14 protein-coding genes are annotated in these 16,046 nt (G+C 45.0%); 10 read left to right on the top strand and 4 right to left on the bottom strand.

What is annotated here, in order from left to right; translation table 11 throughout:
* Positions 1–3 precede the first annotated feature (3 nt).
* Both miaE and R7R78_RS13870 read right to left on the bottom strand, forming a co-directional pair.
* A complete protein-coding gene (gene miaE, locus R7R78_RS13865; protein ID WP_005388968.1) occupies positions 4–774 on the bottom strand; it encodes a tRNA isopentenyl-2-thiomethyl-A-37 hydroxylase MiaE in 771 nt (256 codons plus the stop codon).
* Positions 775–871: 97 nt separating this feature from the next.
* Complete coding sequence (locus R7R78_RS13870) at positions 872–1,636, bottom strand: hypothetical protein (RefSeq protein ID WP_005378247.1); 765 nt, start codon at positions 1,634–1,636, stop codon at positions 872–874.
* A 313-nt stretch (positions 1,637–1,949) separates the two neighbouring features.
* On the opposite strand from R7R78_RS13870, the gene cysB reads away from it, so the two are divergent.
* Positions 1,950–2,924, top strand: a complete 975-nt coding sequence (gene cysB / locus R7R78_RS13875; RefSeq protein ID WP_005388967.1) for an HTH-type transcriptional regulator CysB — start codon at positions 1,950–1,952, stop codon at positions 2,922–2,924.
* Positions 2,925–2,977: 53 nt separating this feature from the next.
* Positions 2,978–4,174, top strand: coding sequence for a methyltransferase (locus tag R7R78_RS13880; RefSeq protein WP_054702685.1), 1,197 nt, complete (start codon positions 2,978–2,980; stop codon positions 4,172–4,174).
* A gap of 93 nt (positions 4,175–4,267) precedes the next feature.
* On the opposite strand, the gene ald is transcribed toward R7R78_RS13880, so the two are convergent.
* Positions 4,268–5,392, bottom strand: a complete 1,125-nt coding sequence (ald, locus tag R7R78_RS13885) for an alanine dehydrogenase (RefSeq protein WP_005378241.1) — start codon at positions 5,390–5,392, stop codon at positions 4,268–4,270.
* A 156-nt stretch (positions 5,393–5,548) separates the two neighbouring features.
* On the opposite strand from ald, the gene lrp reads away from it, so the two are divergent.
* The 8 genes from lrp to R7R78_RS13925 all read left to right on the top strand — a co-directional run bounded on the left by lrp (position 5,549) and on the right by R7R78_RS13925 (position 14,614).
* Complete coding sequence (gene lrp / locus R7R78_RS13890) at positions 5,549–6,043, top strand: leucine-responsive transcriptional regulator Lrp (RefSeq protein ID WP_005378234.1); 495 nt, start codon at positions 5,549–5,551, stop codon at positions 6,041–6,043.
* Positions 6,044–6,195: 152 nt separating this feature from the next.
* The gene (locus R7R78_RS13895; RefSeq protein ID WP_225473801.1) at positions 6,196–9,243 is read left to right on the top strand and encodes a DNA translocase FtsK 4TM domain-containing protein; all 3,048 of its coding nucleotides are present in this window, start codon (positions 6,196–6,198) and stop codon (positions 9,241–9,243) included.
* A 61-nt stretch (positions 9,244–9,304) separates the two neighbouring features.
* Positions 9,305–9,931 carry an outer membrane lipoprotein chaperone LolA gene (gene lolA / locus R7R78_RS13900; RefSeq protein WP_005388103.1) on the top strand — a complete coding sequence of 209 codons (627 nt, stop codon included), beginning with the start codon at positions 9,305–9,307 and terminating at the stop codon, positions 9,929–9,931.
* On the top strand, positions 9,932–11,287 hold the full coding sequence (locus tag R7R78_RS13905) for a replication-associated recombination protein A (RefSeq protein ID WP_242531367.1): 1,356 nt from the start codon (positions 9,932–9,934) through the stop codon (positions 11,285–11,287).
* Positions 11,288–11,378: 91 nt separating this feature from the next.
* Positions 11,379–12,686: a serine--tRNA ligase gene (serS, locus tag R7R78_RS13910; protein WP_005378225.1), complete on the top strand. Its 1,308-nt coding sequence runs from the start codon at positions 11,379–11,381 to the stop codon at positions 12,684–12,686.
* A gap of 203 nt (positions 12,687–12,889) precedes the next feature.
* Entirely contained in the window at positions 12,890–13,792 is a 903-nt protein-coding gene (locus tag R7R78_RS13915; RefSeq protein ID WP_213970492.1) for an N-acetylmuramidase domain-containing protein, read from the top strand.
* Positions 13,782–14,210, top strand: a complete 429-nt coding sequence (locus R7R78_RS13920) for a hypothetical protein (protein WP_053349537.1) — start codon at positions 13,782–13,784, stop codon at positions 14,208–14,210. Before R7R78_RS13915 ends, R7R78_RS13920 begins: the two co-directional genes overlap by 11 nt.
* A 137-nt stretch (positions 14,211–14,347) precedes the next feature.
* The gene (locus R7R78_RS13925; protein ID WP_005437185.1) at positions 14,348–14,614 is read left to right on the top strand and encodes a DksA/TraR family C4-type zinc finger protein; all 267 of its coding nucleotides are present in this window, start codon (positions 14,348–14,350) and stop codon (positions 14,612–14,614) included.
* A gap of 69 nt (positions 14,615–14,683) precedes the next feature.
* Here R7R78_RS13925 and bioA read toward each other — a convergent pair whose 3' ends face one another.
* Positions 14,684–15,964 carry an adenosylmethionine--8-amino-7-oxononanoate transaminase gene (bioA, locus tag R7R78_RS13930; protein WP_225473803.1) on the bottom strand — a complete coding sequence of 427 codons (1,281 nt, stop codon included), beginning with the start codon at positions 15,962–15,964 and terminating at the stop codon, positions 14,684–14,686.
* Positions 15,965–16,046 lie beyond the last annotated feature (82 nt).

Below are 16,046 nucleotides of genomic sequence, written 5' to 3' on the forward strand. Positions count from 1 at the left end.
TCGCTAGGCTGGAATACCACTGTGAAACTTAAAATCTGTATCTGGCGTAGAAATTAAATCTGCCTCTATACGTCCAAAGTAGGCGATGCGCTCGCTGATATCTTTGCCTGCGATTTGCTCCGCTAATACAAGATAATCCTGGTAATGGCGTGCTTCAGAACGTAATAAAGAAATGTAGAACTTTGCGATATCGTCATCCATATGTGGTGCTAGTTTGGCAAAACGCTCACAAGATCGGGCTTCGATGTACGCACCAATGATGAGTTTATCGATCAGCGTTTCTGGCTCATGAGTCTTCATATGCGAAATCAGTCCTTTAGCATAGCGACTTGCTGGAATATTTTTATACTCAATTCCACGACTTTCCATGATCTCTAAAACTTGATAAAAGTGGTGTAACTCCTCTTTTATCAAAAGCACCATCTTATCGATCAAATCTTGGCTGTATGGTGAGTCGGACTTAGCCATGATTGACTTAGAAATATTGCTCTTGCCTTTTAAAGTTTCCAATGAGCCTACGTTACGGTAAGCAAAATCTTCGTAGGGCTTAAACCAGTCAAGTAGAGCATGTGAACTGGATTGGTCAACGGCATACTTACGAATTAAAAACATGGCAGATTGGCCTGCTTTTAGTTCGCACAGTAGGTGGTCTAACAAAATGGTTTGAAGGTTCTCTGGTTTCTTTGCTTCCTCTACCCATTCATCAGGTGTACTGCATTGCAGAAATTGGTTAATGGGAGCAAGAAGATCTTGATAGGCGTCTAGATTCATCATTTTAGTTTTAGTACTTCACATTTTTATTGGGCATATCCGTTGTCTTGCGGATAGAAAAAAGGCTGCAATTGCAGCCTTTTTTGACCTGAAGTGAATGTTACCACTTTTTCTTCTCGCCGAAGAGAGCTTCCATGTCATTGTCACGCTCTTTGTCAGCAATCTGCTGCATTTCGGCATCGCTTTTATCTTGGCGCTTTTTATCTAAGTCACCTAACATCTCTTCAAGCTTTTGTTTCGCTTGAATAGAATAAGGATCGCTCTTAGTGCTCAAAGCATCGATACCTTTACGCAGCAGTTGAAGTGCGGTGCCTGGTTGACCACGAGCGATAGAGTCATTTGCTCTTTTGATGACATTTTCAATGTTGATGCGAATTTGCATCGTTTCCAAGCGCGCATTTTCAGTGACGTAAGTCTGGGTATCCAATCGGCCTTTGTTGTGCTCGTTACGGATAGTGTCGCGAAGTCGTTTAACCAGCTTAAGCATGACGATAGCTTGTTTGTCACTACTCGGCATCTTGAAAGTGGTACTCTCGCCAGTAGGACCATTCTCTTTTAGCTGCGTAATCTGCTGCTTCATATTTTCGATACGTTGAGCAAGTTGCTTGTTCTTCGGGTCCAGCTCATGCATGCTCTCTAGCGCGTCAAGAATACGATTGTTTAGACACAGCAACAGCTCTTTACTAAAAGGGATATGGTGCGCATGACCAATCAACTCTTCAGTACCATCTATCAAGGCTACATATCGCGCTGATTCCTGCCTTTTTGCGGTTTCAACTTTAACCTTATATTGCAACATAATGTTATAGCCTAGGATTAACACCAGTAGGATGGCTACCAAAGCGATTATTAAACCAATATTCATATCTTTGCGTCTGCTTTACTTTTCTGCGGCTAGCGTTAAAGAATACATGAATCTTATCTTACTCGGCACCTTATTTGTTTGATTATTTTGTCTCTCCCACGTTTTAGTTACTGATAGAAGTCACATCATAGAACTTCGGTCATTTATTGGCTCAACTTTGTGCATATTGTTTCTTGCTTGAAGATTATTAGTATGTGATTGAGGTATAAGTTAGAAATTGCTGTTCATTTCGATTTGAACGCGTTATAACTAATTATTATATCGCTCGCTTGAGTGGCCAATAAACTCTCTCATGAATAAGTAAGGGATTACGATGAAACTGCAGCAGCTGAAGTATATTGTTGAGGTTGTAAACCATAATCTGAATGTATCTGCAACGGCGGAAAGCTTATATACCTCTCAGCCAGGTATCAGTAAACAGGTTCGGTTGCTGGAAGATGAGTTAGGCATTCAGATTTTTGAACGTAGCGGTAAGCACTTAACGCAAGTGACGCCAGCTGGTGAAGAAATTGTACGTATCTCGCAAGAAATTCTCGCTCGTGTAGAAAGTATCAAAGCGGTGGCTGGAGAGCACACCCATCCAGAAATGGGGACGCTGAATATCACCACGACACATACGCAGGCTCGTTATGCACTGCCAGATGTCATCAAAGGTTTTACTTCTCGTTATCCAAAAGTGTCGTTACACATGCACCAAGGTACACCGTCACAAATGTCTGAGGCGATAGCTAAAGGCACAGCGAATTTTGCGATTGCGACAGAAGCGCTTCACTTATATCAAGATGCCATCATGCTGCCTTGTTATCACTGGAATCGTTCAATAGTTGTGCCTAAAGACCACCCACTAGCGAAGAAAGACAAAGTAACGATCAGTGATCTTGCCGCTTACCCATTAGTCACTTACGTGTTCGGTTTTACTGGTCGTTCAGAGCTGGATACAGCATTCAACCGCGAAGGTTTAACCCCGCGAGTGGTGTTCACGGCAACTGATGCAGACGTCATTAAAACTTACGTTCGTATGGGTATTGGTGTGGGTGTGATTGCAAGCATGGCTGTGGATGAAGAGCAGGACGGTGACTTGGTTGCAATAGATGCGAGCCATTTGTTTGGCGCGAGCACCACGAGCATCGGCTTCCGCCGTGGTACATTCTTACGCTCTTACATGTTCGATTTTATGGAGCGTTTTGCACCGCACTTAACGCGTCCAGTGGTTGAGCAGGCGATTTCGTTGAAGTCTAATGCAGAAATCGAAGAGATGTTTAAAGACATCGAGCTTCCGGTGAGATAACACTTCATTGATGTTTCGATTCCCTCTACAATGCGCTCGTTGTAGGGGGAGCTATGAAAACGCAATTTCAGTTTATTAATGACTGCTTAATCGAAAACCAATCTTTGTGGCGATTCGAGCCTTTTAAAAGCAGCATTCACACATCATTACCTTGGCAGGAGCAACATCCTCGACTGTGCCAATGGCTAGCGTCTCTTACTCCCTCTCAAATCGAAGAATACAAAGCAGCACCAGAACTCGCGTTAAAAGCACTTAGTCCGTTTTTGCCTGAGCTTGAACAACTCGCAGAACTGACTCATTTAGAGCTTTTGTCGTTAAACGGCTTGGAACTCGCTCGTGGTTTAGATAACGGTATTCCGGGACGTAAGTTGGAGCAAATTAGCTCGATGGGTGAAGCTGCAATTCAACAACACTGTGGCGAAGAATGGCTAGAATGGTGCTCAGGTAAAGGTTACTTGGGGCGAATCCTGACAACGCAAACCGATCAGCCTGTAACCAGCTTTGAATACCAACAAGCACTGTGCGATTCGGGGCAACAAGCAGCCAATGAACATCATTGGAAGATGACGTTTATTCAAGGCGACGCGTTTGATAGCAAAGCGAAAGCCGTGTTTAAGCCAACGCAACACGCAGTAGCACTGCATGCATGCGGTGACCTTCACGTTCGTCTAATGCAGTACGGCAGTGAAAATGGGATTGCTGCGATGACCATATCACCTTGTTGTTACCACTTGATTCAGTCGGAACAATACCAGCCGATGTCGGAATCGGGCAGGGCTTCTTCTCTCTCATTGTCTAAGCAAGAACTGCGTATCCCATTACAACAAACGGTGACAGGAGGAGAGCGCGTGCGTCGTCATCGTCAGCAGGAAATGATGTTTCGTCTTGGGTTTGATTTGATCACGCGACAAGCTTTGGGAATGGCAGAGTATCAGCCTGTGCCGAGTATCCGTAAGTCGCAATTAAGTGATGGTTTTGAATCTTTATGTCGCTGGGCAGCGGAGCAAAAAGGCATTGTTCTTCCTCAAGAAATCGATTTCTCTCATTTTGAAAAGTTAAGCGAACAACGCTTCTGGCAAATGGAGAGAATGAGCTTAGTGCAACTTGTTTTTCAACGTCCGTTGGAGATCTGGCTCGCATTAGATAAAGTGCTTTATCTTGAAGAACGTGGTTACCGTGTTAGATTGTCAGAGTTTTGCCCTAAATCGGTCACGCCTAGAAATATTTTAATTTGTGCATATAAGATTTAGTTATTCTTTATAGCCAAACGCTCTATATGAAAAAGCCCACTTATGCGTGGGCTTTTGTAAACAAAACGTGACAAGTTATGTTTTATTTTGTCATTAATTGAACATAGCGATAGCTTGAGTAGGTTCAACGTATTCCAAGTCAAAGCTTTCTGCTACTTCTTTACACGTTACTTTTCCGTGAATAACGTTTAGACCTTCAAGGAAGCCTTTGTCTTCTAGAAGTGCTTCGCGGTAGCCTTTATTTGCTAACTTCACGATGTATGGAAGTGTAGCGTTGTTGAGTGCAAATGTTGAAGTGCGAGCAACTGCGCCAGGCATATTTGCTACACAGTAGTGAACCACTTCATCAACGATGTAAGTTGGATCTGCGTGCGTTGTCGCGTGCGAAGTTTCGAAACAACCGCCTTGGTCAATTGCCACGTCAACCACTGCTGCACCAGGCTTCATCTTAGCAATGTGCTCTTTAGTGACCAGTTTAGGTGCTGCTGCGCCAGGAATTAGAACGGCACCGATAACAAGGTCTGCTTCTAGAACATGCTTCTCGATAGCGTCTTCAGTAGAATAAACCACTTTTGCGCGACCTTGGAATTCTTCGTCAAGCTTACGAAGTGTGTCTACGTTACGGTCTAGAATGGTGACGTCAGCGCGAAGGCCAACCGCCATACGAGCAGCGTTTGCACCAACAACGCCACCACCAACGATAACGACTTTTGCAGGTTCAACACCAGGTACGCCGCCTAGGAGCAGACCACGACCGCCGTGCGATTTTTCCAACGTTTGCGCGCCAGCTTGGATAGACATCCGACCTGCCACTTCTGACATTGGTGCTAACAGTGGCAAACGACCCATATTATCTGTTACAGTCTCATAGGCTATACAGACAGCTTTGCTCTTGATTAGCTCATCAGTTTGTGGAAAATCTGGTGCTAGGTGTAAATAAGTAAATAAAATTTGCCCTTCGCGGAGCATTGCTCTCTCTACTGCTTGGGGTTCTTTTACTTTTACAATCATGTCTGCTTGCGCAAATACGTCAGCAGCATGAGGGAGAATGGATGCGCCGACAGCGATGTAATCATCGTCTGAAAAACCAATGCCGGCACCTGCATTGGTCTCAACTAAAACTTGGTGACCATGTGAGATGAGTTCTCTCACGCTAGCTGGGATCATACCAACACGATATTCGTGATTCTTGATTTCCTTAGGTACGCCAATGATCATCCTGTATCCTCTTTCTATAATGGTTGTATTAACTGTTAGTAGGGTGTTATTGTCGAATTAATAACTAGTATAGTTATAGATTTGTAAAATTTGGCACCAAATATTAAAAAGTTGTAGTATATTTTTTTGCAAGGAAGTAATAAGGTGGAATAAAAAATGGCAGACAACTATAAAAAGCCGTCCAAGGAACTAGACCGTATCGACCGCAACATTCTTAATGAGCTGCAGAAAGACGGTCGTATTTCAAACGTTGAGCTTTCAAAACGTGTGGGACTTTCTCCAACGCCATGTTTGGAGCGTGTACGTCGCTTAGAGCGTCAGGGTTATATCACAGGGTATACTGCATTATTGAATCCGCAGTTCCTGGATGCATCACTATTAGTATTCGTTGAGATTACGCTAAACCGTGGTGCGCCGGATGTGTTTGAGCAGTTTAACTCAGCTGTTCAAAAGCTAGACGACATACAAGAGTGTCATCTTGTTTCAGGTGACTTTGACTATCTTCTTAAAACCCGTGTATCAGATATGGGTGCTTACCGCCGACTATTGGGCGATACGTTACTACGTCTACCTGGCGTAAATGACACTCGCACATACGTTGTTATGGAAGAAGTGAAACAATCTAACCAGCTTGTGATCAAAACTCGTTAATTTCTTGCAAAGAAAGCGGTATATGCTTCCGCTTTCGCCAGAGAGTAATTGGGTTTTTCTCCTTGATATGGTTAAATCAATTTACCGAGCGGCTTGATGCCGCTCGGAATGTTTTGCAATTTCCTATTTCATTTCCATATTCAAGTTGATTTATGTTCAAAGAGAACGCAAAGAAAGTCGAAACCATTATCAAAACCAGTGAAGAGCCCCAGTCTTCACGCTTAAATGGCTTCCAACGCTTAAAAGAGTGCTGCTTTATCGTTGGCGTTCTTAGCTCGGTATTGCTTGCGGTTGCACTATTTACCTTCAGTCCGGCCGATCCTTCTTGGTCCCAAACCGCATGGGGAGGGGATATCGATAATGCTGGTGGCCTTTTCGGCGCTTGGCTAGCCGATACTCTATTCTTCACATTTGGCTCTCTCGCTTACCCAATCCCTTTCTTGCTAGCGGCGGCTGCATGGGTGATTTGCCGTAAACGAGGAGAAGATGAGCCAATTGATTTCATGCTATGGGGTACAAGGCTGCTCGGTCTTGTCGTCCTTATTATGACCAGTTGCGGTCTTGCCGATATTAATTTTGATGACATTTGGTATTTTTCATCCGGAGGTGTGGTCGGGGATGTGTTGTCTAGCCTCGCTTTACCTACATTGAATGTACTCGGTACCACATTGGTATTGCTGTTCTTGTGGGGAGCGGGCTTTACGCTCTTCACTGGCATCTCATGGCTTAACATCGTGGAATGGCTTGGTGATCGTGCGTTAGCACTAATTGCCGCGCTTGCAAATAAGGCAAGAGGTTCAGAGCAGGAAGTTTTAGAACCTCAGCTTGATGAGTTTGTAGAAGACAAAGTCTCTACGCCTAAACATAATGTAGACCATGAAATTGATGATGAGCCGCTTCCTCATTTAACGGCGTACGATGTCGATGAACCGAAAGAGCCGGCGCCAGCGCATGAGTATCCTATTTATATGCCGCAAGCGAAACCTGATAAGCCTGCGGAACAGGCGATGGTAGAACCGACGCCACCACAACGCAAGGCTACGGTTAATGCTGCGCCAGTCTATTCTGAACCTGAGCCTCAAATACAACCTATCCATACGGTTAACACGGATAACGTTGATCCGCTCTTGGAACGCACCAAGCAACTGAATGTTACGATAGAAGAGCTTGAAGCAGCGGCGCAACAAGCAGATGACTGGGGAACTGACGAACAGGCAGCCCCATCATTTGCAGACACTTACTCTTCCTATGTAGAGCAACATACAGCTACAGAAGAACCGATCAGTGTTGAACCAGATTATGCGGAGTACGAACAATTTGAAGCAGAGCAAGTACAGCAGCCAAGTATTGAGCATCCTGTACATGAAGAGCCTGCAATTGATTCTGCTGTATTAGATAGCATCACGGCGCAAACAGAGTCGAGCCAACATATTGAGCCTACGATCTCTGACTTTGATGTGTTAGATGATGAAGACGAAGTGGAGTCTCAGCCTGCGCAGCAAGTACAGCCAACAACGCCTCATCAGCAAGCAGCAACACCTTCAACAACATTTGAACCTGCTCCTCAAAAAGTGGAAGTAGAAGAGGTCCAAGACAACGACCAAGACGTTACCGCATTCCAAGATATGGTTTCCAATGCACAAGCCAAAGTCGCTGCAACACAGAACCCATTTTTGGTACAGAAAGAAGAAAATTTGCCAGTTCCGGAAGAGCCACTCCCAACGCTCGAGTTGCTTTATCATCCAGAAAAACGTGAAAACTTTATCGACCGTGATGCGTTAGAGCAGGTCGCTCGATTGGTAGAGAGCAAACTCGCTGACTACAAAATCAAAGCCGATGTGGTTGGTATTTATCCTGGTCCAGTGATCACTCGTTTTGAGCTTGATTTGGCGCCGGGGGTGAAAGTAAGTCGTATTTCTGGTCTTTCAACTGACTTAGCGCGTGCATTGTCTGCGATGGCGGTACGTGTTGTGGAAGTAATCCCTGGCAAGCCTTACATCGGTTTGGAACTGCCAAACATGAGTCGTCAGACGGTCTATTTATCTGATGTCATCAGTAGCCCTCAGTTTGAGCAAGCAACGTCACCAACAACGGTTGTGTTAGGTCAAGACATTGCGGGCGAAGCTGTGGTGGCAGATCTTGCGAAGATGCCACACGTACTAGTAGCAGGTACAACAGGTTCTGGTAAGTCGGTGGGTGTGAACGTGATGATTTTGAGCATGCTGTATAAAGCAGGCCCAGAAGATGTACGCTTCATCATGATTGACCCGAAAATGCTAGAGCTTTCTATTTATGAAGGTATCCCTCATCTTCTTTCTGAAGTTGTGACTGATATGAAAGACGCATCAAATGCTCTACGTTGGTGTGTGGGCGAGATGGAACGTCGTTACAAATTGATGTCGGCATTAGGTGTACGTAATGTGAAGGGCTTCAACGAAAAATTGAAGATGGCAGCAGAAGCGGGCCACCCAATTCATGACCCGTTCTGGCAAGAAGGCGACAGCATGGATACTGAACCGCCATTGCTAGAAAAGCTGCCTTACATCGTCGTTGTTGTTGACGAATTTGCTGACCTAATGATGGTGGTAGGTAAGAAAGTTGAAGAACTGATTGCTCGCTTGGCGCAAAAAGCGCGTGCGGCAGGTATTCACTTAATTCTTGCGACTCAGCGTCCATCGGTTGATGTTATTACCGGTCTAATTAAAGCGAACATTCCAACTCGTGTTGCGTTTACGGTATCGACTAAAACGGACTCTCGTACAATCCTAGATCAAGGCGGCGCAGAATCACTACTTGGTATGGGTGATATGTTGTATCTACCGCCGGGGTCAAGTCATACAACTCGTGTTCACGGTGCATTTGCATCAGATGATGATGTTCATGCTGTTGTAAACAACTGGAAAGCGCGTGGTAAACCGAACTACATTGAAGAGATCATCAGTGGAGATCAAACTCCAGAAAGTCTATTGCCAGGTGAGCAAATGGAAGCGGATGAAGATGTAGACCCGCTCTTCGATCAAGTTGTTGAGCACGTGGTTCAATCACGTCGAGGTTCGGTTTCCGGTGTTCAGCGCCGATTTAAGATAGGTTACAACCGTGCCGCCCGTATTGTAGAGCAGCTTGAAGCGCAGGGCATCGTAAGTGCTCCGGGTCATAACGGTAACCGTGAAGTACTGGCACCTGCGCCACCAAAAGATTAATGAACTTGTGTTACTCACCTCAGTCCAACTGAGGTGAGTGGTTCTAATAATAGGTATCTGAATGAAAAAACTATTTTCAGCGAAACTTTTCTCCGCGCTTGTTTTAAGCTTTTCCCTCTTCTCTACTGCACACGCAGCGTCTCCTAAAGATGAATTAAACAAACGCCTTTCTATGAATGATGGCTTTAGTGCAGATTTCTCTCAGCAGGTTATCAGCCCTGAAGGCGAAACGGTGATGGAAGGAGAAGGTACGGTTGAAATTGCCCGTCCAAGCCTGTTCCGTTGGAGTACAACATTCCCTGATGAGAACCTATTGGTCTCTGACGGTAAGACATTGTGGTACTACAGCCCATTCATCGAGCAAGTGAGCATCTACTGGCAAGAGCAAGCAACAGAGCAAACGCCATTTGTTTTGCTAACGCGTAACCGAGCAAGTGATTGGAATAACTACAAAATATCTCAAAAAGGTGACCAGTTCACTCTCATTCCTACTGCAGTAGACTCCACACAAGGTCAATTCCAGATTAATATTGATGCCAAAGGTGTGGTGAAAGGCTTCAATGTGGTTGAGCAAGACGGCCAAAAAGGTTTGTTCACCTTTAACAACGTGAAGCTGGGTAAACCAAAAGCAGACAGATTCACATTCACAATTCCAAAAGGTGTGGAAGTGGATGACCAAAGGAATTAATTGGTAGTGAGTAATTACACATTAGATTTCTCGGGGGACGAAGATTTTCGTCCCCTTGCTGCTCGTATGAGACCGGAAACGATCGAGCAATATATTGGACAGCAGCACATTTTAGGCCCTGGTAAGCCACTGCGCCGTGCGCTAGAGGCGGGTCACATTCACTCTATGATCCTTTGGGGACCACCAGGCACAGGCAAAACGACATTAGCGGAAGTGGCTGCAAACTACGCCAATGCTGAAGTAGAGCGTGTGTCTGCCGTAACGTCTGGTGTGAAAGAAATCCGTGCTGCAATCGAGAAAGCACGTGAGAACAAAATGGCGGGCCGCCGCACCATCTTATTTGTGGATGAGGTGCATCGCTTCAACAAATCTCAACAAGACGCTTTTTTGCCGCATATCGAAGATGGCACGGTTACCTTTATTGGTGCGACGACAGAAAACCCATCGTTTGAGTTAAACAACGCATTGCTGTCACGTGCACGTGTCTACAAGCTAACGTCTCTCGATAAAGATGAAATCTCACTGGCGCTGAATCAAGCGATCAGTGACAAAGAGCGTGGCTTGGGCAATACACCCGCACACTTCGCTGATAACGTATTAGACCGCCTAGCAGAACTGGTAAACGGTGATGCTCGCATGTCTCTCAATTATCTTGAGCTGCTCTACGACATGGCAGAAGACAATGCGCAAGGTGAAAAAGAGATCACGCTTAAGTTGCTTGCGGAAGTAGCAGGGGAGAAAGTCTCTCGCTTTGATAACAAAGGTGATATCTGGTACGACTTAATCTCTGCGGTCCACAAATCCATTCGTGGTTCAAACCCGGATGCGGCGCTTTACTGGGCTGCACGTATGATTGCAGCGGGATGTGATCCTCTTTACATTGCCCGTCGATTACTTGCGATAGCATCGGAAGATGTCGGCAATGCGGACCCTAGAGCCATGCAAGTGGCACTCTCCGCGTGGGACTGTTTTACGCGCGTTGGTCCAGCAGAAGGTGAACGTGCGATTGCACAGGCGATCGTGTACTTAGCGTGTGCGCCAAAAAGTAATGCGGTATACGTGGCGTGGAAACAAGCGCTCACGGACGCTCATAACTTACCTGAATATGAAGTGCCGCATCACCTTCGAAATGCACCAACCAGTTTGATGAAAGACATGGGTTACGGTGCAGATTATCGTTATGCTCACGATGAGCCTGGCGCTTACGCTGCGGGTGAGCAATATTTGCCACCTGAAATGGGCGATCGTAGGTACTATCAGCCTACAAATCGTGGTCTAGAGACCAAAATCGGCGAAAAGTTAGATTACTTGGCTACTTTAGACGCAAATAGCCCACAAAAGCGCTATGAAAAGTAGGCGTTTTTGGATACATTTGTGCAGTAAATTTTTTTAACGCGTACGCTTGGAAAGTGCGCGTGATTTCACAACAAAAAGCATAGGATTAACAATGCTGGATTCTAAATTACTTCGTACAGAGCTGGATGAAACAGCTGCTAAACTGGCGCGTCGTGGCTTTAAGCTAGACGTAGATACTATTCGTAAACTTGAAGAACAACGTAAGTCCATTCAAGTAGAAGTAGAAAATTTACAATCCACGCGTAACTCCATCTCCAAGCAAATCGGCCAAAAAATGGCGGCTGGCGACAAAGAAGGCGCAGAAGAGATCAAGAAACAAATCGGTACGCTAGGTAGCGATCTTGATGCGAAGAAAGTTGAACTTGAGCAAGTAATGGCTCAACTAGACGAATTCACGCTTTCTGTACCAAACATCCCAGCAGACGAAGTGCCAGATGGCAAAGATGAAAACGACAACGTTGAAATCTCTCGTTGGGGTGAGCCAAAGTCTTACGACTTCGAACTGAAAGATCACGTTGACCTAGGCGAAATGGGCGACGGTCTAGACTTCGCAAGTGCAGTTAAGATCACTGGCGCACGTTTCATCGTGATGAAAGGCCAATTCGCTCGTCTACACCGTGCAATCGCTCAGTTTATGCTAGATCTTCACACTGAAGAGCACGGCTACACAGAAATGTACGTACCTTACCTAGTAAACTCTGACAGCCTATTCGGTACTGGTCAGCTTCCTAAGTTCGGTAAAGACCTTTTCCACACAGAGCCTCTAGCGGAAAAAGTAAACGACGAAGAGCCACGTAAATTGTCTCTAATCCCTACTGCAGAAGTACCTGTAACGAACCTAGTTCGTGACACGATTTCTGACGAAGCGGATCTACCAATTAAGATGACAGCTCACACGCCATGTTTCCGTTCAGAAGCAGGTTCTTACGGTCGTGATACTCGTGGTCTGATTCGTATGCACCAGTTCGACAAAGTTGAACTAGTACAAATCACTAAGCCAGAAGATTCAATGAACGCACTAGAAGAGCTAACAGGTCACGCTGAGAAAGTTCTACAACTTCTAGAGCTTCCTTACCGTAAAGTGGTTCTATGTACAGGTGACATGGGCTTCGGCGCTCGTAAGACTTACGACCTAGAAGTTTGGGTTCCTGCCCAAGAAACTTACCGTGAAATCTCCTCATGTTCTAACATGTGGGATTTCCAAGCTCGTCGTATGCAAGCGCGTTTCCGTCGTAAAGGCGAGAAGAAACCTGAGCTTGTACACACGCTAAACGGTTCTGGTCTTGCTGTAGGTCGTACAATGGTTGCTATCCTAGAAAACAACCAAGAAGCAGACGGCCGCATTGCAATCCCTACAGTACTTCAGAAGTACATGGCAGGCGCAACGCACATCGGTTAATTCATTAACCACTAGAACACCAAAACCCAGCCTTAGTGCTGGGTTTTTTGTTATCTGCGTCGAGTGAAAATACGTTGTTATGTAAATATTGGATGAGGTATTGCATAGTTGACCTAAATTATTGAAAACAATTCTTAATGATATTTTTCTAAGCTTTATTGGGCATGACAATCTCCTCCAAAATTTAAAAAGGAGGTACTTTCATGGCTTCAATAAGAATAAGCGGCTCTGTTGGCTTGGGTGGTAAAAATGTGGATGTTGATATTCGTACGGTACAAAGGTCTATTAACCAATTGCTTGGTTCTTTAAAGGGAGTAAAGGAGCTTAAAGTGGATGGGAAACTAGGCTCTAGACCGGAAAACTCCAAGACTGTCGCCGCAATTAAAGCTTTTCAGAAAAACCTTGTTGGGATGGCTCGTCCAGATGGAAGGATAGATGTGAATGGAAAAAGCCATCGTAAGCTAAATGAGTATTTAAAACGAACACCTGAGACTGCGGTGGCATATACGTTACCCTTGGTTGGCTCAAGAGATGCGTTGACGGACTTGGATTATAGCAAAGTAGCTGAAACTCTTGGATGCGAAGTCGCTGCTATTAAAGCTGTAGCTGAAGTTGAGAGCCGAGGAGAAGCCTACTTTAGCAATGGTAAGCCAAAGATTTTGTTTGAGGCTCATATATTTTCGAGACTCACTTCAAGAGCCTACGATAACAGTCATCCGAGTATTTCAAGTCGGCATTGGAATCGAAGTCTGTACGTTGGTGGTGTCTCAGAATACGTACGTTTAAATAAAGCGATTGAACTGAATTCAAATGCAGCAATCCGCTCCGCATCTTGGGGACGTTTCCAAATTATGGGCTTTAATTTCAAGTTAGCTGGTCATGTTACCGCTGAATCCTTTGTTAAAGCTGTATTCGAGTCGGAGAAGAAACAACTTGAGGCTTTTGTTACGTTTATCCAAAAGTCTGGCTTAGGTGAACATATAAGAGATAAAAATTGGGCTGCCTTTGCTCGTGGTTACAATGGTTCTGAGTATCAGAAAAATCAATACGACGTCAAATTAGAAAAGGCTTACAAAAAATATGCTTCGATTAAAAATGCTGCGTAACATTTCTTTGCTTGGACTTATTTTTAGTTCATCTGCTTGTGCTTCCAGCCACACTAATACTGCGCTATTTAAGTGTGATGTTTCACATCCTAACCGTCTAGAAATATCAATAGAAAATATAAACAGTCAGGTTCTACTGTCGGAGCTTAATTTAGGGGGGAGCAGTATTGAAAGAACCTTAGTTATAAAGGACTTTAAATTAGACCAGTATCATCGAGCGTTGGTAGATGAGAAGTCACTGGAATTTAGTATTGGTGAGCGCGTCATATTAGTCAGTGAGTACTTTAGCGAGGAGTTTGGTGAGGTAGAGAAGATACTCAGTGTTACTTTGAGAGAGCCTGAGCAAACGCAGTACTTTGAATGTGAGGAAGGGAGTATGAGTAACCTTGCATTGCTTTTCCATGAGAGTGTTGAATAATCGATTGCAGAGTAATTATTACCAAAGCGTAATAGTGTTTTCGAATTTACCCTAATTATCTTGTTATTTGTAATCGATATAATCGTCCACCTTACCACGGTAAGTAGATTTTCTCATTCAAGTAACGAGGAGGGCTTATGGCCGTAGGGTGGGCAAACGACGATAGTGTCAGCCAACAAATTCAAAACACAATAGACGACGAGATTTCTCGTGTTCGTGGCAGTATCACAAAGGGTGAGAGCGCCCATTACTGCGATGAGTGTGGTGATGAGATTCCGGAAGCTCGTCGTCTTGCTATGAAAGGCGTTCGTCTGTGTATCGAATGTCAGTCAACAATCGAATTGGTATCTCAACGCCAAGCATTGTTCAATCGACGAGCGAGTAAAGACAGTCAACTCCGATAACTTTACTGTTCTAATAAATAATGAGACGGTTTGAGTCTCATACTCAAACCGTTTTCGTATTGAATTGGACTATGAAGCGAAGCAGTCTTTACGTTGCAACGCCGCATCAATCGCGTTAACTAGCTTCTCAATATCTTCCGGCTTGCTGATGAACGGAGGCATCATATAAATCAGTTTGCCAAATGGACGAATCCAAACTCCGTGTTCAACAAACAAGGCTTGGATGGTTTCCATATTCACAGGGCGATGCGTCTTCACTACGCCAATGGCACCTAGCCAACGGGTGTTCTTCACCAACTCGTATTCTTCAAGTTTTGGTAGTAACTCAGAAAACAGCGTTTCAATTTGTTGGGTTTGTTGCTGCCAATTACCTTGCTCAATCAATTCCAAACTTGCGGTGGCAACAGCACAGGCGAGTGGATTCCCCATAAAGGTTGGACCGTGCATAAAACAGCCTGCATCACCACCACAAACGGTGTCTGCTACGTGTTTGCTCGCCAGGGTCGCAGAGAGGGTCATGTAGCCGCCAGTGAGTGCTTTCCCGACACACAGAATGTCTGGTTGAATGTCTGCATGTTCGCAGGCAAACAACTTACCGGTACGACCAAATCCGGTAGCGATCTCATCTGCAATCAATAACAAGCCGTATTTGTCGCAAAGCCTACGCACGCCTTTGAGAAATTCTGGATGGTAGATGCGCATGCCGCCTGCGCCTTGAACAATAGGTTCTAGGATCACCGCAGCAAGTTCTTCATGGTGCGTTTCAATCTTGTGCTCGAAGTCGGTAAGGTCCTCTGGCTTCCATTCATCCCAATAACCACAAGTTGGTGACTCCGCAAAGATATGCTCAGGCAAAAAGCCTTTGTAAAGAGAGTGCATTGAGTTATCAGGATCGGTAACCGACATAGCCGCAAAGGTGTCGCCGTGATAACCGTGTCGCAAAGTAAGAAACTTCGGTCGGCGTTCGCCTTTTGCATGCCAATATTGCAGTGCCATTTTTAAGCTGACTTCTACGGCAACGGAGCCTGAATCGGCAAGGAATACATGTTCAAGGTTATTTGGTGCAAGGGACAATAGCTTCTTACACAAACTGATTGCTGGCTGGTGGGTAATCCCGCCAAACATCACGTGAGAGACCTGATCGATTTGCTGGTGAGCGGCTTGATTTAAATGCGGATGGTTGTAGCCATGGATCGTCGACCACCAAGAAGACATGCCATCGACCAGCTCAGTACCGTCTTCCAATTTAATATGAACACCATTTGCCGATGCCACTGGGTAGCAGGTCAGAGGTGTCAATGTCGAAGTGTAAGGATGCCAGATATGCTGGCGGTCGAAGGCGAGATCCATGTGCGATTCCAATAATAATTGAGGTTAAAAAACAGACAGATGTAAACTTTGTTCTTTTGCGTTGTGTTGACAGTTTATCGAG

The organism is Vibrio sp. 2134-1 (assembly GCF_033339495.1).